Genomic DNA, 24,414 nt, shown 5'->3' on the forward strand with positions numbered 1-24,414 from the left:
AGGAGCCCGAAGATGTCGGCAGACGAGCTGACCGCGGTGGCGGACTTCCTGTTCGAGGCGGGGACGCTGAAGCGGCAGAAGCGCACCGGATGGTGGATGGCCGGAGTCCAGGACCCCGAGTCGGTCGCCGATCATTCATGGCGCACCGCCCTGCTCGCGTCGATCATCGCCAAGCTCGAAGGGGCCGACCCGGCGCAGGCGGCGTTCCTGGCGGTGTGGCACGACACTCAGGAAACGCGCACCGGCGACGTCAACTACCTGGGCAAGAAGTACTCCCAGGGCGAGGCCGATCCGCGCGACGTCACCGCCGACCAGGTGGCGGGCATGCCCGAGGTCGTGGCGGAGGCCGTGCGTGGCCTGGTCGCCGAGTACGAGGCGAAGGAGTCGCCCGAGGCGGTTTGCGCACGTGACGCCGACAAGCTGGAGTGCCTGGTCCAGGGCGTCGAGTACAAGGCACAGGGCTACGCGCACGCTCAGCGGTGGATCGACAACAGCCGTGGCCGGCTGGTCACGAAGACGGCGCAGGCCCTCGCGGACACGGTCCTGGAGCGGGACTCACTGGACTGGCTGCGCGCGGCACTCGGCGAGCGGCAGCGCTGACCGGGGCGTGCCTGCACACGTTCGCCTCGGGTGGGTCACCCCGGGTGGACCAGGATGCGGCCCTCCACCGTTCCGATGAGGAGTTCGCCGTTCGGGGTGGTGGTCAGGCAGGTCGGGGTGAAGGTGTGGGTGCCGGTGGCGACGGGAGTCCGGCGGACGATCGTGCCGTCGGCCGCCCGTAGGACAAGGTGTTGGTTGTCGTCGGGTCGGCCCGCCGTCACGGCGTGGACGAGGCCGCCGTGGGTGTCGAGGCCCGTGACCTTCGCGTCGAAGCGGTGTGCCCAGACCACCTCGCCGCCGGGAAAGGCGCGGCGGAGCAGGAAGCCGCCCGTGCCGTCGGTGGTGGCGTGCACGAGCCCCGGGCGCGCGTCGCCCTCGACGTAGACGGCGGGCCCGCTCCGCAGATGGCGGCCGACGGGTCCGGTACCGCCGCCCTCGCCCCACGCATACGGGAACAGCCGCTCGACCCCGTCGGGTGTGGCTCTGACGACCCACTTCTCCAGCAGCTCCGTAGGCGTGTCCGCGTCTCCGACGCCTTGCAGGAACAGCAGATGCGGCGAGCGGCGCACCTGGAAGTCGTACGAGCTGTCGCTCTCCCCGAGCGCGAGGGCCGCCAGCTGCCGTCCCGACGGCGTGAGAACGACGCTCTCGTACGGTGGCCATCGCGGGCCCGGGAACAGTTCGCGTGAGTCGCGGGCCGCCCAGGTGCCGTCCGTGCGGGAGGCGAGGGCGACGGGGAAGCCGAGCCTGTGCTCGGCGAGTTGGGTGCCGTCGGTGAGCGAGAAGCGGCGCAGCAGCGTGCGGCGGTCGGCGCTGTCGCCCTCCAGGACCGGCAGCCAGGCGGTCTCCTCGTCCGGGGTCACGTACAGCCGGCCACCGGAGCGCCGGCAGCGGTCCTCGGGCTCCGGCACGGTCCACAGCAGGGTGCCGTCGGGCGCGTGGCACTCCAGCAGCGGGCCGGCCTGCGGGACGACGAGCATCCGCCCGTCGCGCAGCGCCTCGACGACGGCCACACCGCTGCGCCGGGTCCAAGTGCGGCCGTGTTCGGCGGCGAGGGCGGCGAGGTACTTCTGGGGCTCCGTGATGTCGGGTCCCTTGACGCGATACCAGTCGACGTCGACGCAGACGCGTTCCGCGCGGAGCAGTTCCTCGAACGACACGGCGTCCAGGCCCAGCCAGTCCTCCCCGTACTCCTGATGGACGACGCACCGCGTGTAGGCCTCCCGGCCGAGGTCCTCGTAGTCGACGACCGGCGCGGCGAACGTCACCTCCAGCCGGTGCGCGTCGAGCCAGCGGAGGCTGGTGACGCCGACGTCGTGGAACGCGACGTCCACGCGCCGCCGTGCCTCGGGCTCGTAGAGGTGCAGGGTGCCCCGGCGTTCGAACTCGTCGCCGTCCTCGGTGCCGACGGCCAGGACGGGAAGGGCCGGATGGAAGACCAGCCCTTCGATCCCGTGGCCCAGCACGACCTGGTCCCACAGCGCGAGGTCGCTCGTCCGGTACACGGCGATACGACCGCTGTCGCCCCGTCCGGTGGCGTAACAACTCACGGCGACCCAATGACCGTCGGCACTCACATCGGTCGTGAAGGGGTGACCGACCTCGGGGAAGGGGTCGTCGGGGATGAGGCGCATGGGAGATGAGAGTAGTCAGCGGCCGGGCGGCAACCTTTTCGGGTTCGGCGGCCACTGACGAGTCGGAAGCCTCCGTCTCCGAGGGCTTCCGACTTCGGGAGTCCCCTCTCCGGGAGTCTCGTTTGCCGGACGTGCTCCGCCGAACCGCGTAAGGATTCATCCGTGGCATCCTCTTCGCACCGCCGATCCCGCCGCCCCGAGAGGCGCACGGGCCGCGTCCCCCTGGTGACCGTGGTCGCCGTGGCGGCCGTCGCGCTCGTCGTGTCCCTGGTCGTGGCCTTCCGCCCCGACGGCGGGGGCGACGACGCGGCGCAGGCGGTCAGGCCGGTGGCCGGCGCCCAGGTGAGCGGATCGCCGACGGCGACTCCGACGGCAACGGCGACAGCGGCATCCGCGTCGCCGAAGCCCTCCACGGCGTCCGGGACTCCGAGCCCGACGGCCAGTGCGACGACCGCTCCCTCGGCCTCCCCGTCCGAGCCGCCCTCGACCAAGCCCGTCGCCCGGACGGCGTCCGGCACGGCACCGCGGGCCGGACGGATCCGGCCCGGCACCAGCTACCAGGGGATCGCCACCTCCTACGACGTCGGAAACGGCGACGGCGCCTGCTCCTACGGCCCGACCTCCGACGTCATGACCGCGGCGATGAACACGGCGGACTACGAGACGTCGAAGGCGTGCGGCGCGTATGTCCGGGTTCGTGCGGCGGGCGGGACATCCGTCACGGTGCGGATCACCAACGAGTGCCCGGCGCCCTGCCAGGCCGGCCAACTCGACCTGAGTCAGCAGGCGTTCGCCAAGCTCGCGCCTCTCTCGGCGGGCCGGATCCCGATCACGTGGAGTCTGCTGAGCCCGGCCACGTCCGACACGATCTCGATCCGCTACAAGACCGGCTCCACCCAGTACTGGTGCGGCATCCAGGCGATCGGCCACCGCAATCCGCTGGCCCGCCTGGAGGTCCGCGCGAACGGTTCCTGGGTCGCGCTGCCCCGCACCGGGTACAACTACTTCCTCTCCGAGCAGGGCAGCGGGTGCGGCGGCGCGATCAGGCTCACCGACATCTACGGGGAGCGGCTGACGGTCGAGGGGATCGCCGTCCGACCGGAGGCCGTACAGGCGACCGGCGCGCAGTTCGCTCAGCACTAGGACGCACCGCGTACGGGTCGCGTCGGCGTCATACCGGCGCGACAATGATGTGGCGGGCCGCACCAGCCATACGGTTCAGGTGGGCCTGCGGCGCGACGTCTCGTCCTTCCTGGTCCCTCATCGTCCGTCTGACCTGCCTTGGGAACGCAGCGGACGGTTGGAGGTTCAGCGATGCACGACTGGCCACCCACCTCCCTGCCAGAGGACATGGTGCTGATCTGCACGGATCCGCAGAGCGCCGTCGTCAAGCGCCTCCGGCTCAACGCGCGGGTCCTCGCCGGCGCGGTGCTGCTCGAACTCCTGCTGCACAGCGCGATCACCGTGGACGCGAAGCAGATCACCGGAGTTCGGCCGCTGACGCTGGGTGATCCGTTCGCGGAACGCATCCTGGCCGAGATCAACTCCACGCGGCCGAGCCGCTCGTCGCTTCGACTGTCACGCTGGGTGGACAAGGCTTCCAGGAAAGTCGACCGGGCCTACCTCGACAGGCTCGCGGCACGGGGCCTGCTGTACCCCCAGCGCCGGCGCATGTGGGGGATCTTCCCGTCGACCAAGTGGACCGCGGTGAATCCCGGCTGGTTCCTCCATCTGGCGGCGCGCGTCGACCATGCCGTGCGGCCGGAGGCGTACGGCCCGCCTGGTACCAGCGATCTGTATCTCACGGCCCTGGTCGGCGTCTTCGGCCTGGATCGGCGCCTGTATCCCGGCCGGGGCAACCGTCACCTGCGCCGCCGGATCAGCGATCTCGGCCGCGCCAACCCGGTCGTCAACGCCGTCCAGCAGGTGCTGGCGGCGGACGCCAGAAGGCGCTCCGACGACTGAGCGACGCGGCCGGCTGGGCTCCGGCCGCCGCCCACGCCGGATACTCGCAGCATGGCTACCGATCTTCATGAGCTGCTCAGGTCGCTGCGGGTGTGGGACCCGGAGGCGACGGACCTGCCGTCCTTCGACCCGACGAGGGCCCCGGACGACCCCCTGGCCCTCTTCACGGAGTGGTTCGCGCAGGCGGTCGCGGCCGGGCAGACCGAGCCGCACACGATGACGCTGTCGACGTCGGACGAGGAGGGCCTGCCCGACGCCCGCATCGTGATGCTGCACGGCGCCGACGCCGCCGGCTGGGCCTTCGCGACGCACGCGACCAGTCGCAAGGGCCGCGACCTCGCCGCCCGCCCCTACGCCGCGCTCACCTTCTACTGGCCGGTTCACGGCCGCCAGATCCGCGTCCGGGGCCCGGTCACCGTGGCTCCGGCCGCCGAGGCGCAGACCGACCTGCACGTCCGCTCGACGGGCGCGCTCGCCGCTGCGCTGACCGGGCACCAGAGTGAAGTACTGGGCTCGGTGGAGGAGTTGACGCGGGCATCGGAGGAGGCGTGGGACAGGGCGTCCCGGGAGCCGGAGGCTGAGGCCCCCTCCTGGACCCTGTACCGCCTGCGCCCGGACACGGTGGAGTTCTTCCAGGGCGACGCGAGGCGGCGACACGTACGACTGGCGTACCGGCGGGAGGAGACGGGGACGTGGGCCAGGGGACTGCTGTGGCCGTGAGTACGTCACCCGCGTGGCATTGGAGTGCGGCTCCCCCAGGGTGGTCGGAGACCGGGCAAGAAGGTCGGCCTTTCCTCCACCTGCCCGTGGCCCACCGCATGGAGCGCCGGCAAATCTTCGAGCGGCGCCAGCCTCTGCCCTACCTCGCCTACGTCCACGAGGCGGCACTGCGCATGCGGTTCGGCGGTGTCGAGGTGACTCGGGATCAGCTGAAGCACCTGGCAGAACGGTCCGAGCAAGACGGTATCGACGTACGGGTCGTCCCGGCGAGCGTGAGCGGGTTCCCCGGAGCGGGCCACGCGGTGCTGTACGCCGAAGGACCCGTTGCCCAACTCGACACCGTCCAGCTGGACTCGGCACATGGTCCAGTTTTCACCAGCGCGGAGGCCCAACTCACCAAGTACCGTGCCCACCTGGACTGGATGAACGACGCGTCGCTGCCGCCCGCAGCCTCACGCGACCTCATCCTCGGCATTGCCCGCGAACTCTGAGGACCTGCCATGAACCCCGAGATCACCTGGGAAGAGCCCTACTGCGGCCAAGGCAACAACTGCTTCCGCATAGGCACCGACCCCACCGGCAACGCCTACATCGCCGTCGCCGGACAGGAGGACACCCCCCTCACCGACACCCACGAAGCCCTCCGTGCCCTCATCCTCGAAATCAAGGCGGGCAGGGCAGACCACCTGTTGTAGTACATGCCGGCTCGGCGGCTCGGTTGGTGGGTGAGTTTGAGACCCTTCTCCTCATGAGCACACCACCAGACGGATTGCCCATCTACCGAGTCCTGACCGGCCCGGACGACGCCGCGTTCTGCCAACGTGTGAGCGAAGCGATCGGTCTTGGCTACGAACTGCACGAAGGCCCGGCCGTCACCTTCAACGGTGAGAACGTCATCATCGCCCAGGCGCTGGTCTGGCCGGCACTGCCGTAGCGACCGCCCCCCCGCCCGCCCATTACCCCGCCCCCGCGCGCCTCCCCCTCACGGGAATTCCGGCTCCGGGTCCGTCGACAGGCGCCCGTGCCGGTGGACGTCCCGGTAGGCGTCCCTGCGGCCCGCCTCCCACATCGCGCCGCGCAGCGTTCCCTCGTACGGGAACCCGCACCGTTCGGCGACCCGGCACGAGGCGCCATGGCCGAGGGCATGGCCCAACTCCAGTCGGTGCAGGCCGACTTCGTCGAACGCCCAGCGTGCCGTGAGGAGGAGGGAGCGGGTCGCCACCTGCCTGCCGCGGGCCTCGGGCAGGATCCAGTACCCGACGACACCCGAGCCCTGGATCCGGTCGATCGCGTTCACGGCCACGGATCCGAGGATCGTCCCGTTCTCGGCGTCCGTGACGCAGAAGGCCATGCCCGCCCCCGCGGCCACGTCCGCCGCCTTCGCCCGCATCGACTCAAGCGCGCTGCCGGCATCCGTGATCGTGCGCAGCGGCGTGTTCCAGCGCACGAACTCCGGATCGACATGCCCGCGCAGCCACGCCTCCACGTCGGCGGCGGACTCGGGGTCCCAGAGCCGGAGTCGGAGGCCGTGGCCGTCGAGGAGGGGGGCGGACGGCGGGGCCGCGTTCGGCTGGCGGGTGTCGGTCATCCGTTCATTGAACACCCGCGACGGAACACCCGTCGGAGCATTCACCTGGGGGGACTCAGGCCGTCGGCCTGAACACCGGCACGCCCTCCCGGAACGCGACCTCCAGTTCCAGTCCCGCCCGCAGCCCCCACCCCTCGCCCGCCGAGGCCCCCACTATCTCCGTGGACATCCGCGGCCCCTCCGCGAGGTCGACCACCGCCGCGACGTACGGCGTCCGCTCCCCGAAGGGCGGCAGGTCGTTGCGGTGGACGACGGACCACGTGTAGAGGGTGGCCCGGCCGACGGCGTCCTCCCAGGTCACGTCCTCGCTCCAGCAGTGCGGGCAGAACTCCCGGGGATAGTGGTGGGCCCGCCCGCACGCCCGGCAGCGCCGGATCAGCAGCCGGCCCTCGGCGGCGGCGTCCCAGTACGTGCGGGTGAAGGCGTCGACCTCCGGGACGTCGTACCGCGTATCACCGAGCCGATTCCCATGCCCATCCATGAACTGACGATACGTCAGATATTCGGGTCCGGAAAGACCGCGCATTTCTCATGAGAGAAGCCTGTGCGTGCGCCATGAAGCTGTGCGTCGCCCGTGAATGTCCCGCAGATTGTTGACGATTTCGTCGCCACCGAATTACGTTCGCAACCGCAAGGCCAGACAGCACGCAGTCGGCACCCGCCATCCGCAGTCAGCACGCCATCCGCAGAGGGGCAGCATCGTGAAGCACAGGGCAGTCAAGCGCAGGTCGGTCGTCTTGGGGCTCGGCGCCACCGCCGGCGTAGCGGCAGTGGGCGGCATCACCCTGAGCGCGCAGGCGTCCAGCGGCACGTCGTCGTCCACGTCCTCCTCCGCGGGCTCGCTGGTCTTCGACCCCGACGGCTACACGGAGCTGACGACGACGGTCACGGACACCGACGGCGACGACCACACCGTGAAGTACCACTTCTGGAAGGCGATCACCTACGTCGCCAAGCCGGTGGACGCCACCTACCAGTCACTCGTCGTCAGCGTCCCGGTCGAGATCGACGGTACGACGGTCGACGCGAGCAACGCGCCGATCCTCTTCGCGAACTCCGTCGGCGGCTACATGCCGTCCTCCGTAGCCGACGCCACCGGGATCGGCGCCGGGGGCATGGCAGGCGGCCCCGGCGGCGGCGCGCCCACCGGCAGCACCGCGCCCTCCGCTTCAGCCTCCGCCCCCAACGCGAACGGCAACACCAACGCCACCGGCGGCGCCACGTCCTCCAACCAGCTGCTGGCCCTTGCCGCCGGATACGTCGTCGTCGAGCCCGGCGCCCGCGGCCGTACGCTCAAGAACGCCGACGGCGAGTACTACGGCGTCGCCCCCGCCGCGATCGTCGACCTCAAGGCCGCCGTCCGGTACGTGCGGGCCAACAAGGGCCGCATCCCGGGCAACGTCGACCGGATCGTGTCCGCCGGCACCAGCGCGGGCGGCGCGCTCTCCTCGCTGCTCGGCGCGTCCGGCGACAGCCCCCTCTACGACAAGTACCTCGAGGAGATCGGCGCGGCCGACGCCTCCGACGCGATCTTCGCGACCGGCGCCTGGTGCCCGATCACCGACCTGGAGCACGCCGACGGCGCCTACGAGTGGAACTGGGGAACCAACGCCCTCAACACCGGCAAGCAGGTCGACCAGACGGTGTCCAAGGCGCTCCAGTCGCAGTTCGCCGAGTACCAGGCCGCACTGAAGCTCAAGGGGCTGAACCACTTCGGCACGCTCAACGCCCGCAACTACGACGAGTACCTGGTCAAGCAGTACCTGGAGCCGTCCGCCACCACCCACCTCGCGGCCCTCTCGGACGCCGACCGCGAGACCTACCTCGCCGCCAACACCTTCATCACCTGGAAGAACGGCAAGGCCACGTTCTCCTGGGCGGACTTCCTCACCCACGTCGGCGCCCGCAAGAAGACCACCCCGGCCTTCGACGCCTTCGACCTGTCCACGGGCGAGAACAACGAGTTCGGCAAGGGCACCACCGTCTCCCGTCACTTCACGGCGTACGGCCTGAAGAACGACACCACCGGGCTCACCGCCAAGCGTCTGGACAGCGACATCCCCGAGATGCTGCGGCTGATGAACCCGATGTACTTCCTGGCCGACAAGCCCAACGCGGGCCGCAGCAGGCACTGGTGGATCCGCCTCGGCACGCTGGACTCCGACACCTCGCTGACGGTCTCCGCCAACATCGCCGCCGCCGCGAACGGCCTCGGCGACGACGTCAACCACCTCTACTACTGGGACGAGGGCCACGGCGCCAACACCGACCCCGGCGACTTCATCACCTGGATCGCCAAGGTGACGGGCCACAAGGCCGAGGTCGGAACCAAGGTCAAGAAGTAGTAGTCCTCGCGCCTCCCGGTCCGTCCGGCAGGCATCGTGGACGCTGCGGCGTCTGTTTCCCGTCATAGTCACCGACGCCGTCCACACGCGACGCCCGGCCCGAGCGCACCTGGGCCGGGCGTCGCGCCTTTTCCGTTCCGGCACGTTCTCCGTTTCCGTCCCCGTACCTTTTCCGTCCGCACACAACCAGGTGGCCTACGTCACCAGACCCACCCACACCTCCCCCACACGTGATCGATCCGCAACCAATTCCCCTCTTGACCGAGACCCATCAAGCGCGTGCGTGATTACGCTCGCGCTCATGGAAGACTCCGCACCCCGCCCGGCCCCCCGGACGATCGCCACCGCGAACCCGGCCGACCGCCCCGTCTACGTCATCGGCGGCGGCCCCGGCGGACTCGCGACCGCGTACGCGCTGCGTGCCCAGGGCATACGCGCCGTCGTCGTGGAGAAGGCCGACGGGGTAGGCGCGTCCTGGCGGCGCCACTACGACCGGCTGCATCTGCACACGACCCGCCGCCTGTCCGCCCTGCCGGGGCTGAAGATTCCGCGCCGGTTCGGCCGCTGGGTGGCCCGCGACGACGTGGTGCGGTACCTGGAGAAGTACGCCGAGGTCCACGAGCTGGAGATCGTCACCGGCGTCGAGGTCACGCGGGTCGAGCGCACCCCGGACGGCACCGGCTGGCTGCTGCACGCCACCGGCGGACGCGAGCTCGTCGGCTCGGCGGTCGTCGTCGCCACCGGCTACAACCACACCCCGCACCTGCCGGACTGGCCCGGCCGCGAGGCGTTCACCGGTGACCTCGCGCACGCCGCCGTCTACCGCAGCGGCAAGGCCTACGCCGGCCGGGACGTCCTCGTCGTCGGCGTCGGCAACACCGGCGCCGAGATCGCCGTCGACCTGGTGGAGAGCGGTGCGGCCCGGGTGCGGCTGTCCGTGCGCACCGCCCCGCACATCGTGCGCCGCTCGACGGCCGGCTGGGCCGCGCAGTACACGGCCGTCCTCGTACGACGGCTGCCGGTCCGCCTCGTCGACCGGCTCGCGCGGCCCATGGCCAGGCTCAGCGTGCCGGACCTGTCGGCGCACGGCCTGCCCCGCCCCGGCACCGGCCTCTACTCCCGCGTCAAGGACGGCGCCATCCCGGTGCAGGACGTCGGTCTGATCGACGCCGTCCGCAAGGGCAAGGTGGAGATCGTGGCCGCCGTGGAGGGCTTCGAGGACGGTGGCAAGGTCGCGCTCGCCGACGGCACCCGTGTCTCGCCGGACGCCGTCGTCGCCGCCACCGGATACGTCCGCGCCCTGGAGGAGCTGGTCGGCCACCTCGGTGTGCTCGACGACCGCGGCAGACCCGTGGCCCACGGCGCCCGCGCCCCGAAGGACACCCCCGGCCTGTACTTCACCGGCTTCACCACCCCCATCAGCGGCACGCTCCGCGAGCTGGCGATGGACGCGGAGAAGATCGCGAAGGCCGTCCGCCGCCAACTTCGGTGACTGTTCGTTACTCCCGGTAACTCCCTTGATTTCTCTGCCTGTTACACGTGTGCCAGATGCGACGAGAGCGTTGTCGCGCACCCTCGCGCGGAGCCAGAATGTGAGACCTGTTCATCTTTCTGGCTCCACTTTCCGGCTCCACCCCCTCTCGCTCCCGAAGCTCGACGGAGGACGCACGTGGCAAGTGAAAGACAGCATTCCCCCAGCAGCTCCACCGGAATGTCCCGCCGCTCCCTGCTGGGCCGCACCGCCGCCGTGGCCGCCGGTGCCACCACCCTCACCGCGACCGCCGCCGGCACGGCCGCGGCGGCCACCACCCGGGACGTCGACGTCGTGATCGTCGGCGGCGGACTCGCCGGCCTCACCGCGGCCCGCGACCTGGTCGCCGCCGGGAAGACGGTCACCGTCCTGGAGGCCCGCGACCGCGTGGGCGGCCGGGTCGTGAACCTCGCTCTCGCAGGCGGCGGGGTCACCGAGGGCGGCGGCGAGTTCATCGGCCCCACCCAGGACCGCATCAAGGCGCTCGCCGACTCCCTCGGCGTGGCCACCTTCCCCACCTACAACACCGGCAAGAACCTCCTCTACAAGGACGGCAAGAAGACCCCCTACGCCACCGACGGCATCCTCGGCTCGGTCCCGCCCGTCGACGCGGCCGGGCTCGCCAACGCGGCGATCGTGCAGGCCTCGCTGGACGACATGGCCAAGCAGGTGCCGGTCGACGCGCCCTGGACCGCCGCCAAGGCCGAGGAGTGGGACCGCCAGACCTTCGAGTCCTGGCTGCGCGCCAACGCCGTCATCCCGTCGGCGAAGTTCCTCCTGGACGTGGCCTGCACCTCGATCTTCTCGGCCGAACCCCGGGAACTCTCCCTCCTCTTCGTCCTCTTCTACATCGCCGCCGCCGGCAACGAGTCGACCCCCGGCACTTTGGAACGCCTCACCGAGACCGCGAACGGCGCCCAGGAACAGCGATTCGTCGGCGGCTCCCAGCAGGTGCCGATCAAGCTCGCCGCCACGCTCGGCGACCGGGTGGTGCTGAACGCCCCGGTGCGCACGATCGCCAAGTCCGGCGGCAAGTACGTCGTCACGGCCGACGGCATCACCGTCACCGCCAAGCGGGTCGTCGTCGCCGTACCCCCGCCCCTCGCCGCCCGCATCTCGTACGACCCGCTCCTGCCCGCCGCCCGCGACCAGCTCACCCAGCGCCTGCCGATGGCGTCGGTCGGCAAGGCGATCGCGATCTACGACACGCCCTTCTGGCGTGCCGACGGCCTCAACGGCCAGGTCGTCAGCGACACCGGAGTGGTCAGCTCCACCTTCGACAACTCCCCGCCCGACGCCTCCTACGGCGCGCTGATGGGCTTCATCGAGGCCGACGAGGCGCGGGCGTACGACGCGGCGAGCGAGGCGGAGGTCAGGGCGGCCGTACTGAAGGACTACGTGACGTACTTCGGCGAGAAAGCGGCCTCCCCCACCTCCTTCGTCCTGCAACGCTGGAACAACGAGGCCTACACCCGCGGTGGCCCCGTCTCCATCGCCGCGCCCGGTGTCCTGACCCAGTACGGCCCGGCCCTGCGCGCGCCCGTCGGCGGGATCCACTGGGCCGGGACGGAGACCTCCATCCACTGGATGGGCTTCATGGACGGCGCCGTGCGGTCGGGCGAGCGGGTGGCGAAGGAGGTGCTGGCGGCGCTGTAGGCCCGTACCGAGGCCCGCCGCCCGCCGCCACAGGTCCGTTCCTTTCTGTGTGCACGCCCATTCCTGACACACCGTCAGGTATGTAACCTGACAGAGCGTCAGTTACTTGGCAGTCACACAATGACGTCACACAGGAGCGGGGCGGACCGATGCTTGGATCAACCCACGGCACCCTCACCACCGACTCCCGCCGGGCCCGGGTCATCGCGTGCGGCGAACAGCCCGGGCCCGCCGTCCACGGCCGGCCTGCCGACGTCGACGACCTCGACGTCAGCGGCCGCCCGCTGTATTCGGCCGTCCCCGACCTCGACCGGTTCTTCCGGCCCGAGTCGGTCGCGGTCGTCGGCGCCTCGGACGCCGAAGGACGCCCGAACACCGGTGTCACCCGGCAACTGGTCGGCTGGGCCGAGCGGGTGGGGGCGCGGCTGCATCCCGTGCACCCCACCCGCGAGACGGTCTTCGGCCGCCCCTGCTTCCCGTCCGTCGCCGCCCTGCCCGAGCAGGTCGACCTGGCGGTCCTGCTGGTCGCCGACCCGCTGCCCGTGATCGAGCAACTCGCGGAGACGAAGGTGAAGTTCGCGGTCGTCTTCGCCTCCGGGTTCGCCGAGACGGGCGAGGAGGGCGCCCGCGCACAGGAACGCCTCGCCGCGGCGGTCGCCCGGTCCGGCATACGGCTGCTCGGCCCCAACACCAACCTCAACGCCTTCGAGCGCTTCCGGGACGACCTCACCGGCCCGTCGATCGCCCTCATCACCCAGTCCGGCCACCAGGGCCGCCCGGTCTTCGCCCTCCAGGAGCTGGGCATCCGCCTCTCCCACTGGGCGCCGACCGGCAACGAGGCCGACCTGGAGACCGCCGACTTCCTCTCCTACTTCGCCGAGCGCCCGGAGGTCGGCGCGATCGCCTGCTACGTGGAGGGTCTGAAGGACGGCCGGTCCTTCCTCCTCGCCGCCGACCGGGCCGCCCGGCGCGGGGTGCCGGTCGTCGCGGTCAAGGTGGGCCGCACCGAGACCGGCGCCCGCACCGCCGCCTCCCACACCGGCAAGCTGACCGGCGCGGACGAGGTGGTCGACGCGGCGATGCGCCAGTACGGCGTGATCCGCGTGGACGGCCTGGACGAACTCCAGGACACGGCAACCCTGTTGGCGCGGGCCCGCCCGCCGCAGGCCGACGGCGTCGTCGTCTACTCGATCTCGGGCGGCACCGGCGCCCACGCGGCCGACCTGGCGACGGCGGCGGGCCTGCACCTGCCGCCCCTGTCGCCCGCCAAGCAGGCGGAGCTGCACCAGTGGATCCCCGAGTACCTGAACGTGGCGAACCCGGTCGACAACGGCGGCCACCCGGTGGGCGACCAGCGCGGCCGGAAGATCATCGACGCGATCCTCGACGACCCGACGGTCGGCGTCCTGATCTGCCCGATCACGGGCCCGTTCCCGCCCCTGAGCGACCGCCTCGTACAGGACCTGGTGGACGCGGCGGAGCGCACGGACAAGCTGGTGTGCGTGGTCTGGGGCTCCCCGGTGGGCACCGAACCGGCCTACCGCGACGTGCTGCTGGGCTCCTCCCGGGTGGCGACGTTCCGCACCCTCGCCAACTGCGTCACGGCCGTCCGCGCCCACCTCGACCACCACCGCTTCGTGAGCGACTACCACTCCCCCTTCGACCAGGCGCCCCGCACCCCGTCCCCGTCCTTCCGCAAGGCTCAGCTGCTGATGCGGCCTGGACAGCAGCTCAGCGAGCACGCGGCGAAGCAGCTGCTGAGGGCGTACGGCATCCGGGTGCCGCGCGAGCAGTTGGTGACCAGCGCGGCGGCGGCCGTGCGAGCGGCCGGGCTGGTCGGCTACCCGGTGGTGATGAAGGCGTCCGGCGCGCAGATCGCCCACAAGACCGAGCTGGGCCTGGTGAAGATCGGCCTGACCTCGGCCAGTCAGGTCCGCGACGCCTACCGCGAGTTGACCGACATCGCCCGCTACGAGGGCGTCGCCCTGGACGGCGTCCTGGTGTGCCAGATGGTCGAGCGGGGCGTGGAGATGGTCGTCGGCGTGACCCACGACGACCTGTTCGGCCCGACGGTGACGGTCGGCCTCGGCGGCGTCCTGGTGGAGGTCCTGCGCGACGCCGCCGTCCGCGTCCCGCCCTTCGGCGAGGACCAGGCCCGCCACATGCTCGCCGAACTCCGCGGCCGGGCCCTCCTGGACGGCGTCCGCGGCCGTCCCCCGGCCGACCTGGACGCACTCGTCGAGGTGATCCTGCGCGTCCAGCGCATGGCGCTGGAACTGGGCGACGACCTCGCCGAGCTCGACATCAACCCGCTGGTGGTCCTGCCGTGGGGACAGGGAGCGGTGGCGTTGGACGCGCTGGCGGTGTGCCGGTGAGGGGTGTGCGGCCGGCGCCGTACCGACGAAGATCACCGCATGGACGAGGCGACGAAGCGGAACAAGAGAGTCGGGGCGGGCTGGAGGGACGAGCCGATCGAGGCGTGGAAGGCCCGACAGCCGACGGCCGCAGCGCTCTACGCGGCGGTGCGGCAGGGCGACGTCGCCAGGACACGCGCGCTCGTCGAGGCGGGGGCGGATCCGGACCAGCTCATCGGCGAGTACGACGACTGGACACCGCTGACCCTGGCGGCGGGCGAAGGCCACCTGGCCGTCGTGGAACTGCTGCTCGACGCGGGAGTCCACCCCGATTCCCAGAACCGGTTCGGGCTTCTGCCCGTGGTACTGGCGGCGACGAGCGGCCCGCGGCCGCACTCGGACATCGTCGACCTGCTGTTGCGACGCGGCGCCGGCCTCGACGCGCCGATGAAGGGCAGACCCGCCCGCGAATGGCTCGACCGTGCCAGAACGGAGCATGACCGTGCCCGATCCGTGGATCCTGAACAGCACTGACCACCAGGTCACCCACGTCACCCTCGACCGCCCCGAGGCCCTCAACGCCCTCACCCCCGACATGCGGGACCAGCTGATCGACCTCTTCGCCAAGGCCTCGGCCGACCCGGACGTCCGGGCGGTGGTCCTCACCGGCACCGGCCGCGGTTTCTGCGCGGGAGCGGACCTGCGAGGTGGCTCCGCCGGCGGCGAACGCGTCCCGGGCGACGTGGCCCGCACCCTCCGCCGCGGCGCCCAGCGTCTGACCTCCGCCGTCCTCGACTGCGAGAAGCCGGTGATCGCCGCGGTGAACGGCACGGCGGCCGGCCTCGGCGCACACCTCGCCTTCGCCTGCGACCTGGTCCTGGCCGCCGAATCCGCCCGTTTCATCGAGGTGTTCGTACGCCGCGGCCTGGTCCCCGACGGCGGCGGCGCCTACCTCCTCCCCCGCCTGATCGGCCCCCAGCGCGCGAAGGAGCTGATGTTCTTCGGCGACGCGCTCACGGCACCGGACGCGGAACGCCTGGGCCTGGTCAACAGGGTCGTCCCGGACGCCGACTTGGACAAGACGGCCCGGGACTGGGCAACCCGCCTGGCCACCGGCCCCACCCGAGCCCTGTCCCTCACCAAGCAACTCGTCAACGCCTCCCTGGAATCGGACCGCACCACGGCGTTCGCGGCGGAGGCGGCCGCCCAGGAGATCAACATGACGACGGCGGACGCGCGGGAGGGCGTGGCGAGCTTCGTGGAGCGGCGGGGGCCGGCATTCAGGGGCCGCTGAGGATCAGGCGGCAGCGGCCCGCTTCAGGATCCGCAGCTCCCCGCCGTCCGGATCACCGAAGATCACGAACAGCTCGGGGGAGCTGTCGGTCCCGCCGACGGTCCACGAGGTCTCGTCCCCGCAGCCGCTGCCGGTCCCGCTGCCGGAGGTGAGACGTACGAGGACGCTGTCCCGGGAGTCGTTCTTGCCGTCGAACACCCAGTTGCCGGTGCCGTCGCACACGGCCAGGTCCTCGTTGGACCCGAACTCGGCCTCGGTGGGCACCCTGGTCAGCTCGGCCCGCCCTCCCGGCCGCAGCCGCAACTCCGCCCCGCCCTCGCCACGCCAGACACCGGCAACCTGGGCGGCGGACAGCTCCGGAGGCTCGTACTCCTCGATCAGACCCGTGACGGTGGCCAGCACTCCGCCCGCGAAGGCGAGCACGAACAGCGCGACGGAGCCTGCCCCCGCCCGCCACCAGATACCCCGGGTGGTCCAGTTGCCCCTTCCCTGTCGCCGCACGTACGCCATCGCGAGGACGGGCAGCACACCCAGCGCGGTGAGGACGAGGGCGGTGGTGACGAACGGCCAGTCCCACAGAGCGGCGGTCACCGCGGCCCATCCGACCCCCACCAGCACCACACCCAGCAGATGCCGGGCCCAGCGCGGCCACCGGAGCCGGCCGAGCGCGAGGTCGGCGAGGACGACGCCCGGCAGGGTGTGCGCCCAGGTGTGCACCAGACCCAGCACCGGCAGATACAGGGGCGCGAAGAGGAACATGCAGGCGAGGCCGAAGCCGCCTCCGTAGTCACGGCCGTAGGCGTCGCCGGCCAGGCTGTGGATCCACCAGAGCAGAAAGGCGGCCGGGAGCTGCGCCGCCCCGGCCGCGATGGCGGCGACCACCTCAGGTTCCGCCCGCTTCCATCCGGTCTCCGCACGCACGTTCCCCCACCCCATGCCCGCAGCGTACGCAACCGCATCGCCGAGTCCCCTCGCGCCCCGCGCCCCTTCCTATCTGACGCTCCGTCAGCTTCAATGGAAGGCGTGATGGGACATGCGGGAATGGCGGCCGCGGCCGTGCGTTACCTCAGGGCGGGCCCCCCGGTCGAGGCGCTGCCACGGCCCGAGTTGCGGTGCGTCCGGGAGGACGAACGAGCGCCGGTCGACCAGGGCGAGTTCCGGCGCGTGCTGGGGAACTTCGCGTCGGGCGTGACGGTGGTGACGGCACCCGCCGCCGAGGGCGAGGCCGGTCCCGCCGGCTTCGCCTGCCAGTCCTTCTCCTCCCTCTCCCTGGATCCGCCCCTCGTCGCCTTCATGGTCGGTCGCACGTCCACGACCTGGCCGCGCATCGCCCGCGCCGGCGTCTTCTGCGTCAACGTGCTCAGCGCGGGGCAGGGCCCGTTGTGCCGTGCCTTCGCGAGGAGCGGCACGGACAAGTTCGCGGGCGTCGACCACGACGCGGCCCCGGTGTCGGGCGCGCCCCGCCTCACCGGCGCCCTCGCCTGGATCGACTGCACGATCCACGCGGTGCACACCGGCGGCGACCACCTCATCGTCGTGGGCCGGGTGAACGCCCTGGGGACCGGCGACGGCGCCGACGAGGAGCCGCTGCTGTTCCACAGGGGGGTCCTCGCCCCGTGACCGGACCGGACCGGACCGCCTCCTGACCCAGGAGGTTCTCAGGCCGTCGCCAGGACGGGAACCGTCGGCCTCCGCCGGATCACCAGTGCCATCAGTGCCGCCGCGGCGCACAACGCCCCCGACGCGTGCCAGACCACGTCGTACGAGCCGAGCGTGTCCCGCGCCACCCCGCCCAGGAAGGCGACCAGGGCCGCGCCGACCTGGTGGGAGGCGAGGACCCAGCCGAAGACGATCGCGCTGTCGTCGCCGTAGTGCTCGCGGCACAGAGCCAGGGTCGGCGGGACGGTGGCGACCCAGTCGAGGCCGTAGAAGACGATGAAGAAGATCATCGGCGGGTGGACGGACGGGGCCAGCAGCATCGGCAGGAAGAGGAGCGAGATGCCGCGCAGCGCGTAGTACACCGCCAGCAGCCGGCGCGGCTCGAAGCGGTCCGTGAACCAGCCGGAGGCGATCGTGCCGACCACGTCGAAGATGCCGATCACCGCGAGGAGCGAGGCCGCTGCCGTGACGGGCATGCCGTGGTCGTGGGCCGCGGGGACGAAGTGGGTCTGGATCAGGCCGTTCGTCGAGGCGCCGCAGATCGCGAAGGTCCCGGCCAGCAGCCAGAACGGACCCGTGCGAACCGCCGAGAGCAGCACCCGCAGCGTGCGGCGCGCGGCGCCCTGGACCGGGAGCGGCTTCGGGACGAACTCCGGTGCGCCGTACGGCTTCAGGCCGACGTCCGCCGGGTGGTCGCGCAGCAGCAGCCACACGAAGGGGACCACGGTGAGCGCGGCCAGCGCCACCGTCACGGCCGCCGGGCGCCAGCCGTAGCGCGTGACCATCCACGACAGCAGCGGCAGGAAGATCAGCTGGCCGGAGGCGGAGGCCGCGGTCAGGATGCCGCTGACCAGGCCCCGGCGTTCGGTGAACCAGCGGTCGGTGACCGTCGCCGCGAAGGCCAGCGCCATCGAGCCCGAGCCCATGCCCACCAACAGGCCCCAGTACAGCAGCAGTTGCCAGGCCGCCGTCATCCACACCGTCAGGAGCGAGCCGACCGAGATGACGGTCAGGGCCACGGCGACCACCCGGCGGATGCCGAAGCGGTCCATCAGCGCCGCCGCGAACGGGGCGGTGAGGCCGTACAGCGCCAGGTTGATCGAGACGGCCGCGCCGATCGTGCCCCGCGACCAGCCGAAATCCTCATGCAGGGGGTCGATGAGCAGGCCGGGAAGCGAGCGGAAGGCCGCCGCGCCGATGATCGTGACGAAGGTGACGGCCGCGACGAACCACGCGCGGTGGACGCGGACGCGACCGCGGTCATGGGGGGCCTTCTGCCCCTCGACGGATGCCGGAGCCTCGGTTGTCTGGGTCACGTCGTAGAGCATCCGATGTCCGTCTCCTCCCATCGAGTGGCCCGAAAGACAGCATTCGCTAGGATCGGGCCATGCGTCATCAGGAGAAGGAACGCGCCTTTCGTCCCCACCGCGTCGTCGTCCTCGCCCTCGACGGCCTGCTCCCCTTCGAGCTGGGCATCCCGCACCGCATCTTCGGCCGCCCCAAGGACGCCGAGGGACGGCACCTGTACGAGGTCGTCACCTGCTCCATCCGGCCACCGGGCCCCGTCCGGACCGACGCCGACTTCGCGATCATGGTCGAGCACGGACCGGAGATCCTCGCCACCGCCGACACCGTCGTCGTCCCCGCCTCCTACGAGCTCGGCCCGGTCTTCGAGGAGGGCGTGCTCACCGACGACCTCGCCGCAGCCCTCGCCCACATCCGGCCCGGCACCCGCCTCGCCTCCATCTGCACCGGCGTGTACGTCCTGGCCGCCGCCGGCTTCCTCGACGGCCGCCCCGCCACCACCCACTGGGCCGACGCCGACCACTTCCAGGAGCTCTTCCCGAAGATCGACGTCGACCGGGACGTTCTCTTCATCGACGACGGCGACGTCCTCACCTCCGCCGGTGTCGCCGCCGGGATCGACCTGTGCCTGCACATCGTGCGCCGCGACCACGGCACCGGCGTCGCCAACGACGTCGCCCGTCGCACGGTCGTACCGCCGCACCGCGACGGCGGCCAGGCGCAGTACATCGAGCGCCCCGTGCCCGATCCGCAGACGGCGACCACGACGGGCGCCCGCGCGTGGGCACTGGGCCGCCTCCACGAGCCGATCCAGCTGCGCGACATGGCCGAACAGGAGGCCATGTCCGTGCGGACCTTCACCCGCCGCTTCCGCGAGGAGGTCGGGATCAGCCCCGGCCAGTGGCTCACCCAGCAGCGCGTCGAGCGGGCCCGGCACCTGTTGGAGTCCAGCGACCTGTCCGTCGACCAGATCGCCCGGGACGCCGGTTTCGGCACCGCCCAGTCGATGCGCCAGCACCTACAGGCGGCCCTCGGGGTCACTCCGACGGCGTATCGCCGCACCTTCCGATCCGGGGGCGGCGGAACGGGAGTCGGCACGATCGAGAGGAACGACAGGAACGAGAGGAACGGGAGCAGCGGGAGCGATGGGAGCAGCGGGAGCTACGGCGGGGTGGGCGTTGTGGGCTGAGCGGGCGGCGTGCCGCGCCTCGCCCCACCAGCCGAGCGCGGTCAGCGCCAGCGTCAGGCACACTCCGGCCAGGATCGCGGTCGACGGCGCCACCACCTGGAGCAGGGCGCCGGCGAGCGATCCCGTCGCCGCGTACCCCGCCCCCGCCGCCGCGTACATGACGGAGTAGCCCGCGGCCAGCGCGCCCGGCGGAAGGGCCTCGCGCAGGGAGAGGTTGCGGGTGAGCATCGCGCCCGTCTGAAGCGTGCCGCCCACGGCCAGCGCCACCGCGATCCCGACCGCGTCAGGTGTCAGCGCGGCGAGCGTCACGCAGACCGACGTCCCGGCCATCAGCACCACGCTGCGGGTGCGCAGCAGGCCCGGCCAGGACCGAACACCGTAGACGAACCCTCCGAGCCCCCCGCCCACCGCCATCCCGGTCAGCAGCGGCCCGGACCACCCCACCTCGAAGCCCCGCTGTTCGAGCAGCGCCGGCAGGACGAGTTCGGTCAGTCCGAGCAGCGTCAGACTGGCCGCGCCCGTGACATACACCGGCCAGGCCCCCGCCAGCACCCGCAGCCGCGACCCGCCACTCCCACGGCCCCCGCCCCCCGTGTCGTCCGCACCCCAGGCGGCCGGAAGAAGCCACAGGCCCGCGACCGACGACGCCATCAGGGCGGCGGCCAGCAGCAGCGGGACACGCGGCGCGACGCCGAGAGCCAGACCGGCGACCGCGGCCGGGGAGGCGGCCCACACCCCGGCCGTCAGCATCGACTCGACGGACAGCGCCTGCGCCGCCGCCCGCTCCGGAACCAGCGTGGTGAGCAGCGTGCGCAGCCCACCGGTGGCGGCGGCCGGAGCGGCACCGGCGGCGAACGCGAACACGCCGAGGACGGCGGGATGCGCGCCCGGTAAGCCTCCCAGCCCCGCGAACCCGGCGGCCCCGCACGCGAGACCGACGGCCAGATGCACGCGGGCACGCTCATGCCTCAGACGCATCCCGAGCACCGGAGCACCCACGATCTCGCCGATGACATACGCCGCCGCGAGCATCGCGCCCAGCGAGTAGCCGCCAGGCCGCTCGCGCACCAGGAACACCAGGGCCAGCGGAGCCATGGCGACCGGCATACGAGCGCCGACAGCGGTGCAGGCCCAGACCAGCACCTGCCTGGAGGCGACATCGCGGTAGCTCATGAAACGACCGTAGGGCGCGGCACTGACACCGACCCACGGGTTTTCCAGACCCTGTGGACAACTTCGACGACCTCAACGACCGGGACGACCGGGACGACCGTCCCCCCTCAGAACGTCAGCACCCCCCGCGCCACCCGCCCCGCCTCCGCGTCCGCCGCCGCCTTCTCGAAGTCCTCGACCGGGTAGGTCTGCGTGACGAGTTCGTCGAGCAGGAGCCGGCCCTCGCGGTACAGCTCGGCGTACAGGGCGACGTCCCGCTGCGGGCGCGAGGCACCGTAGCGGCAGCCCAGGATCGACTTGTCCAGGAACAGCGACGAGACGAGGAAGGACGCCTCGGCGGTCGCGGCCGGCACCCCGAGAAGCACCGCCTGCCCGTGCCGGTCGAGCAGGTCGATCGCCGCACGGATCAGCTCGACCCTCCCCACGCACTCGAACACATGATCGGCACCCGTCGGCAGCACGTCCCGCACGCTCTTCGTCGACGTGAGGAAGTCGGTCGCCCCGAACTGCCGCGCCGCCGCCTCCTTCGCCGGATTGGAGTCCACCGCGACGATCCGCAGCGCCCCCGCGATCCGCGCGCCCTGGAGCACGTTCAGCCCGATCCCGCCCGTCCCGATGACGACGACGCTCTCCCCGTACCCCACCCGCGCGCGGTTGAGCACGGCCCCGACCCCGGTCAGCACCCCGCACCCGATCAGCGCGGCGGACGTCAGCGGGATGTCCTTCGGGATCCGCACCGTCTGCACGGCCTTGACGACCGTCCGCTCGGCGAACGCGGAGTTGGCCGCGAACTGGTACACCGGGCTCCCCGCGCGCGCGAACGGCTTCTGCGGGCGCCCGATGGCCTGCCTGCACATGGTCGGCCGGCCGCGGTCGCACTCCGCGCAGGTGCCGCAGTTGGCGAGCGTGGACAGCGCGACATGGTCCCCGGGAACGACATGCGTGACCCCCGCGCCGACCGCCTCCACCACCCCCGCGCCCTCATGCCCGAGGACGACAGGCACCGGGAAGGGAATCGTCCCGTCGACGACCGACAGGTCGCTGTGGCACAGCCCGGCCGCCGAGATCGCGACCAGCACCTCGCCCGGCCCCGGATCCCGCACCTCCAGATCGTCGACGACCTCCGCCCGCTTCCCGTCGAACACCACGCCTCGCATCACGCCGCTCCCCTATCCCGTTGTCCCTTGGGCTGCCTGGGCAGGCCGAGCACGCGCTCGGCGATGATCGTGCGCTGGATCTGGTCCGAGCCGCCGTAGATCGTGTCGGCCCGGGAGAACAGGAACAGGTGCTGCGCGTCGTCGAGTTCGTACGGCGAGGACGGCGACCAGTCCACCGGTCCGACGCCCGCCGCCGCGCCCCGCACCCGCACCGCCACCTCCCCCAGCCGCTGATGCCAGCCCGCCCACAGCAGCTTGGCCACGCTCGGCGCGCCAGGACCGCCGGATCCCCCCAGCGTCCGCAACGCGTTCCACCGCATGGTGCGCAGCTCGGCCCACAACCGCACCAGCCGATCGCGTACGACGGGGTCGTCGGCCGCCCCCGTCTCGACGGCCGTACGCACCACCCGCCCCAACTCCTGTGCGAAGCCGACCTGCTGGGCGAGGGTCGACACCCCGCGTTCGAATCCGAGGAGACTCATCGCGACCCGCCAGCCGTCGCCCGCCGCGCCCACGACATGCTCCACGCGCGCGTGCGCCCCCTCGAAGAAGACCTCGTTGAACTCGCTGGTGCCGGTCAACTGCCGGATGGGCCGCACCTCGATCCGTCCCGGCTGGTCCATGGGGACGAGGAGGAAGCTCAGCCCGCGATGCCGCGTCGACTCCGGATCGGTCCGCGCCAGCACGAAGCACCAGTCGGCCTCATGCGCGAGAGAGGTCCAGATCTTCTGCCCGGTGATCCGGTACGACCGCCCGTCGGGGGCGAGTTCGGCTCGGGTACGCACCCCGGCCAGGTCGGATCCGGCGCCCGGCTCGCTGTACCCCTGACACCAGAGCTCGGTCCCGGCGGCGACCGGCGGCAGGAACCGGGCCTTCTGCTCCTGCGTGCCATGCGCGAGAAGAGTGGGTGCGAGCAGATTCTCACCGATGTGCCCGGACCGCGCCGGCGCCCCCGACCGCGCGTACTCCTCGGCCCAGGCGACCTGCTGGGTGAGCGTGGCGGTCCGGTTCCCGTACCCCCCTTCCGGCCACCCGATCCCGATCCAGCCGGCGGCCCCGAGGGCACGTTCCCAGGCACGGCGATCGGGAACGCTCCCCTTCGGTCCAGCATGCGCCGCAAGCCAGGCACGCGCTTGCGTACGGAACTCGTCGTCCTCGGCTGTGAATCCAAACTCCACGTCCACCTCCTGAGTCAGGGCGCCGGTAACTCACCCAGGGGCGCGGGGCCGCGTCGATACGCGACTCCGCCGCGTCCGCAACACACCCGCAGCCGCAGCCGCAGCCGCCGAACACGCCTCCCCCGAGCTATTGGGCGTTCGGCCGGTTGCCTTCCCGCGCCGCCCGCGCCATCTCCTCCAACCGCGCAAGCATCGGCATCGGATCCACCCCCACCGACCCGGGCAGGGACTCCGCGATGGTTTCCGGCGTCCAACCGCCGCAGGCATACGCCGAACGCAGTTCCCGCGGCTGCGCCCACACCGCGATCTTCGGCCCCGCCACGGTGTACACCTGCCCGGTCACCCCCGCCTCGCGAGCCCGATCCGACAGCAGGTACACCACGAACGCGGCCACGTCCTCCGGCTCCCCGATCTCCGCCAACTCCATGGGCACGCCGGCGGACATCCGCGTACGAGCGACCGGCGCGACCGCGTTCGCGGTCACCCCATACCGGTGCAGGCCCAGCGCGGCGCTCCGCACGAGCGAGATGATCCCGCCCTTGGCCGCGCTGTAGTTGGCCTGGGACACCGAGCCCTGGTGGTTGCCGCTGGTGAAGCCGATGAGCGTGCCGGAGCGCTGTCCGCGCATCAGCGCCGACGCCGCCCGGAACACGGTGAACGTGCCCTTCAGATGAGTGGCGACGACCGGGTCCCACTCCTCCTCGGACATGTTGAACAGCATCCGCTCACGCAGGATCCCGGCCACGCACACGACCCCGTCGAGCCTTCCGTACGAGGCCACGGCCACGTCGACGAGCCGCTGACCGCCCGCCATGGTGGAGATGTCGTCGGCGACGGCGACGGCCTCTCCGCCCGCCGCCACGATCTCCTTGACGACGGCCTCGGCGACCTCGCTGGTGGGCGCGGCCCCGTCCACACCCACGCCGTAGTCGTTGACGACGACCCGCGCGCCCTCCGCCGCCGCCGCGAGCGCCACCGCCCGTCCGATGCCCCGCCCTGCTCCCGTGATGGCGACGACCTTGCCGGCCAAGAAGTTCCCCACGCCCGGCCCCCTCCCGCAGTTTCT

General features: G+C 71.8%; 23 protein-coding genes and 1 pseudogene. 15 read left to right on the forward strand and 9 right to left on the reverse strand.

The window, feature by feature from the left end:
• The first annotated feature begins 12 nt into the window (after window positions 1-12).
• Entirely contained in the window at window positions 13-600 is a 588-nt protein-coding gene (locus OG289_RS22895) for an HD domain-containing protein (protein ID WP_327315910.1), read from the forward strand.
• A gap of 35 nt (window positions 601-635) precedes the next feature.
• Here OG289_RS22895 and OG289_RS22900 read toward each other — a convergent pair whose 3' ends face one another.
• The gene (locus OG289_RS22900; protein WP_327315911.1) at window positions 636-2,234 is read right to left on the reverse strand and encodes a hypothetical protein; all 1,599 of its coding nucleotides are present in this window, start codon (window positions 2,232-2,234) and stop codon (window positions 636-638) included.
• Between the two features lie 162 nt (window positions 2,235-2,396).
• Here OG289_RS22900 and OG289_RS22905 point away from each other — a divergent pair, with 162 nt between their 5' ends.
• From OG289_RS22905 to OG289_RS22930, 6 genes are all read left to right on the forward strand, one after another.
• Window positions 2,397-3,377: an expansin EXLX1 family cellulose-binding protein gene (locus OG289_RS22905; RefSeq protein ID WP_327315912.1), complete on the forward strand. Its 981-nt coding sequence runs from the start codon at window positions 2,397-2,399 to the stop codon at window positions 3,375-3,377.
• 171 nt (window positions 3,378-3,548) lie between these two features.
• Entirely contained in the window at window positions 3,549-4,199 is a 651-nt protein-coding gene (locus tag OG289_RS22910; RefSeq protein ID WP_327315913.1) for a GOLPH3/VPS74 family protein, read from the forward strand.
• Window positions 4,200-4,250: 51 nt separating this feature from the next.
• A complete protein-coding gene (locus tag OG289_RS22915) occupies window positions 4,251-4,919 on the forward strand; it encodes a pyridoxine/pyridoxamine 5'-phosphate oxidase (protein ID WP_327315914.1) in 669 nt (222 codons plus the stop codon).
• Between the two features lie 98 nt (window positions 4,920-5,017).
• Entirely contained in the window at window positions 5,018-5,410 is a 393-nt protein-coding gene (locus OG289_RS22920) for a DUF5753 domain-containing protein (RefSeq protein ID WP_327315915.1), read from the forward strand.
• A gap of 9 nt (window positions 5,411-5,419) precedes the next feature.
• Complete coding sequence (locus OG289_RS22925; protein ID WP_327315916.1) at window positions 5,420-5,614, forward strand: hypothetical protein; 195 nt, start codon at window positions 5,420-5,422, stop codon at window positions 5,612-5,614.
• A 53-nt stretch (window positions 5,615-5,667) separates the two neighbouring features.
• Window positions 5,668-5,853: a DUF1737 domain-containing protein gene (locus tag OG289_RS22930; RefSeq protein WP_327315917.1), complete on the forward strand. Its 186-nt coding sequence runs from the start codon at window positions 5,668-5,670 to the stop codon at window positions 5,851-5,853.
• 48 nt (window positions 5,854-5,901) lie between these two features.
• Here the strand turns inward: OG289_RS22930 and OG289_RS22935 are convergent, their stop codons facing one another.
• Together OG289_RS22935 and OG289_RS22940 are read right to left on the reverse strand one after the other, a co-directional pair.
• The gene (locus OG289_RS22935; protein ID WP_327315918.1) at window positions 5,902-6,507 is read right to left on the reverse strand and encodes a GNAT family N-acetyltransferase; all 606 of its coding nucleotides are present in this window, start codon (window positions 6,505-6,507) and stop codon (window positions 5,902-5,904) included.
• A 55-nt stretch (window positions 6,508-6,562) separates the two neighbouring features.
• Window positions 6,563-6,988: a Zn-ribbon domain-containing OB-fold protein gene (locus OG289_RS22940; RefSeq protein WP_327315919.1), complete on the reverse strand. Its 426-nt coding sequence runs from the start codon at window positions 6,986-6,988 to the stop codon at window positions 6,563-6,565.
• A 220-nt stretch (window positions 6,989-7,208) separates the two neighbouring features.
• Here OG289_RS22940 and OG289_RS22945 point away from each other — a divergent pair, with 220 nt between their 5' ends.
• The 6 genes from OG289_RS22945 to OG289_RS22970 all read left to right on the forward strand — a co-directional run bounded on the left by OG289_RS22945 (window position 7,209) and on the right by OG289_RS22970 (window position 15,687).
• Window positions 7,209-8,852, forward strand: a complete 1,644-nt coding sequence (locus OG289_RS22945) for a subtype B tannase (RefSeq protein WP_327315920.1) — start codon at window positions 7,209-7,211, stop codon at window positions 8,850-8,852.
• Between the two features lie 301 nt (window positions 8,853-9,153).
• Entirely contained in the window at window positions 9,154-10,344 is a 1,191-nt protein-coding gene (locus OG289_RS22950) for a flavin-containing monooxygenase (protein WP_327315921.1), read from the forward strand.
• A 219-nt stretch (window positions 10,345-10,563) separates the two neighbouring features.
• Entirely contained in the window at window positions 10,564-12,039 is a 1,476-nt protein-coding gene (locus tag OG289_RS22955; RefSeq protein WP_327320773.1) for a flavin monoamine oxidase family protein, read from the forward strand.
• Between the two features lie 149 nt (window positions 12,040-12,188).
• The gene (locus OG289_RS22960) at window positions 12,189-14,414 is read left to right on the forward strand and encodes an acetate--CoA ligase family protein (protein ID WP_327315922.1); all 2,226 of its coding nucleotides are present in this window, start codon (window positions 12,189-12,191) and stop codon (window positions 14,412-14,414) included.
• A gap of 39 nt (window positions 14,415-14,453) precedes the next feature.
• Complete coding sequence (locus tag OG289_RS22965; RefSeq protein WP_327315923.1) at window positions 14,454-14,927, forward strand: ankyrin repeat domain-containing protein; 474 nt, start codon at window positions 14,454-14,456, stop codon at window positions 14,925-14,927.
• Complete coding sequence (locus OG289_RS22970; protein ID WP_327315924.1) at window positions 14,890-15,687, forward strand: enoyl-CoA hydratase/isomerase family protein; 798 nt, start codon at window positions 14,890-14,892, stop codon at window positions 15,685-15,687. The genes OG289_RS22965 and OG289_RS22970 overlap by 38 nt, the downstream gene beginning before the upstream one ends.
• Window positions 15,688-15,690: 3 nt before the next feature.
• On the opposite strand, the gene OG289_RS22975 is transcribed toward OG289_RS22970, so the two are convergent.
• Window positions 15,691-16,623 carry a hypothetical protein gene (locus OG289_RS22975; RefSeq protein WP_327315925.1) on the reverse strand — a complete coding sequence of 311 codons (933 nt, stop codon included), beginning with the start codon at window positions 16,621-16,623 and terminating at the stop codon, window positions 15,691-15,693.
• Window positions 16,624-16,713: 90 nt separating this feature from the next.
• Between OG289_RS22975 and OG289_RS22980 the strand changes: the two genes are divergently transcribed.
• Entirely contained in the window at window positions 16,714-17,307 is a 594-nt protein-coding gene (locus tag OG289_RS22980) for a flavin reductase family protein (protein WP_327315926.1), read from the forward strand.
• Window positions 17,308-17,345: 38 nt separating this feature from the next.
• Here the strand turns inward: OG289_RS22980 and OG289_RS22985 are convergent, their stop codons facing one another.
• Window positions 17,346-18,662, reverse strand: coding sequence for an MFS transporter (locus tag OG289_RS22985; RefSeq protein ID WP_327315927.1), 1,317 nt, complete (start codon window positions 18,660-18,662; stop codon window positions 17,346-17,348).
• 71 nt (window positions 18,663-18,733) lie between these two features.
• On the opposite strand from OG289_RS22985, the gene OG289_RS22990 reads away from it, so the two are divergent.
• Window positions 18,734-19,840 (forward strand): GlxA family transcriptional regulator, encoded by a 1,107-nt coding sequence (locus OG289_RS22990; RefSeq protein ID WP_327315928.1) that lies wholly within the window; start codon window positions 18,734-18,736, stop codon window positions 19,838-19,840.
• Here OG289_RS22990 and OG289_RS22995 read toward each other — a convergent pair.
• The 4 genes and pseudogenes from OG289_RS22995 to OG289_RS23010 all read right to left on the reverse strand — a co-directional run.
• Window positions 19,835-21,013 (reverse strand): annotated as a pseudogene (locus OG289_RS22995) (MFS transporter); the annotation flags it as partial. The gene OG289_RS22990 and the pseudogene OG289_RS22995 sit on opposite strands and share 6 nt — an antisense overlap.
• 107 nt (window positions 21,014-21,120) lie before the next feature.
• The gene (locus OG289_RS23000; RefSeq protein WP_327315929.1) at window positions 21,121-22,170 is read right to left on the reverse strand and encodes a Zn-dependent alcohol dehydrogenase; all 1,050 of its coding nucleotides are present in this window, start codon (window positions 22,168-22,170) and stop codon (window positions 21,121-21,123) included.
• On the reverse strand, window positions 22,170-23,348 hold the full coding sequence (locus tag OG289_RS23005) for an acyl-CoA dehydrogenase family protein (RefSeq protein WP_327315930.1): 1,179 nt from the start codon (window positions 23,346-23,348) through the stop codon (window positions 22,170-22,172). Before OG289_RS23005 ends, OG289_RS23000 begins: the two co-directional genes overlap by 1 nt.
• Before the next feature lie 127 nt (window positions 23,349-23,475).
• Complete coding sequence (locus tag OG289_RS23010; RefSeq protein ID WP_327315931.1) at window positions 23,476-24,390, reverse strand: SDR family NAD(P)-dependent oxidoreductase; 915 nt, start codon at window positions 24,388-24,390, stop codon at window positions 23,476-23,478.
• Between the last annotated feature and the right edge of the window lie 24 nt (window positions 24,391-24,414).

The organism is Streptomyces sp. NBC_01235 (assembly GCF_035989285.1).
Lineage (GTDB): Bacteria > Actinomycetota > Actinomycetes > Streptomycetales > Streptomycetaceae > Streptomyces.

Coding starts and splice junctions, on each gene's coding strand:
- OG289_RS22940 (WP_327315919.1), bottom strand. CDS start 6,988: ATGGATGGGCATGGGAATCGGCTCGGTGATACGCGGTACGACGTCCCG.
- OG289_RS22910 (WP_327315913.1), top strand. CDS start 3,549: ATGCACGACTGGCCACCCACCTCCCTGCCAGAGGACATGGTGCTGATC.
- OG289_RS22935 (WP_327315918.1), bottom strand. CDS start 6,507: ATGACCGACACCCGCCAGCCGAACGCGGCCCCGCCGTCCGCCCCCCTC.
- OG289_RS22955 (WP_327320773.1), top strand. CDS start 10,564: ATGTCCCGCCGCTCCCTGCTGGGCCGCACCGCCGCCGTGGCCGCCGGT.
- OG289_RS22980 (WP_327315926.1), top strand. CDS start 16,714: ATGGGACATGCGGGAATGGCGGCCGCGGCCGTGCGTTACCTCAGGGCG.
- OG289_RS22915 (WP_327315914.1), top strand. CDS start 4,251: ATGGCTACCGATCTTCATGAGCTGCTCAGGTCGCTGCGGGTGTGGGAC.
- OG289_RS22965 (WP_327315923.1), top strand. CDS start 14,454: ATGGACGAGGCGACGAAGCGGAACAAGAGAGTCGGGGCGGGCTGGAGG.
- OG289_RS22900 (WP_327315911.1), bottom strand. CDS start 2,234: ATGCGCCTCATCCCCGACGACCCCTTCCCCGAGGTCGGTCACCCCTTC.
- OG289_RS22990 (WP_327315928.1), top strand. CDS start 18,734: ATGCGTCATCAGGAGAAGGAACGCGCCTTTCGTCCCCACCGCGTCGTC.
- OG289_RS22930 (WP_327315917.1), top strand. CDS start 5,668: ATGAGCACACCACCAGACGGATTGCCCATCTACCGAGTCCTGACCGGC.
- OG289_RS22920 (WP_327315915.1), top strand. CDS start 5,018: ATGGAGCGCCGGCAAATCTTCGAGCGGCGCCAGCCTCTGCCCTACCTC.
- OG289_RS22960 (WP_327315922.1), top strand. CDS start 12,189: ATGCTTGGATCAACCCACGGCACCCTCACCACCGACTCCCGCCGGGCC.
- OG289_RS22970 (WP_327315924.1), top strand. CDS start 14,890: ATGACCGTGCCCGATCCGTGGATCCTGAACAGCACTGACCACCAGGTC.
- OG289_RS22925 (WP_327315916.1), top strand. CDS start 5,420: ATGAACCCCGAGATCACCTGGGAAGAGCCCTACTGCGGCCAAGGCAAC.
- OG289_RS22950 (WP_327315921.1), top strand. CDS start 9,154: ATGGAAGACTCCGCACCCCGCCCGGCCCCCCGGACGATCGCCACCGCG.
- OG289_RS22895 (WP_327315910.1), top strand. CDS start 13: ATGTCGGCAGACGAGCTGACCGCGGTGGCGGACTTCCTGTTCGAGGCG.
- OG289_RS22975 (WP_327315925.1), bottom strand. CDS start 16,623: ATGGGGTGGGGGAACGTGCGTGCGGAGACCGGATGGAAGCGGGCGGAA.
- OG289_RS23000 (WP_327315929.1), bottom strand. CDS start 22,170: ATGCGAGGCGTGGTGTTCGACGGGAAGCGGGCGGAGGTCGTCGACGAT.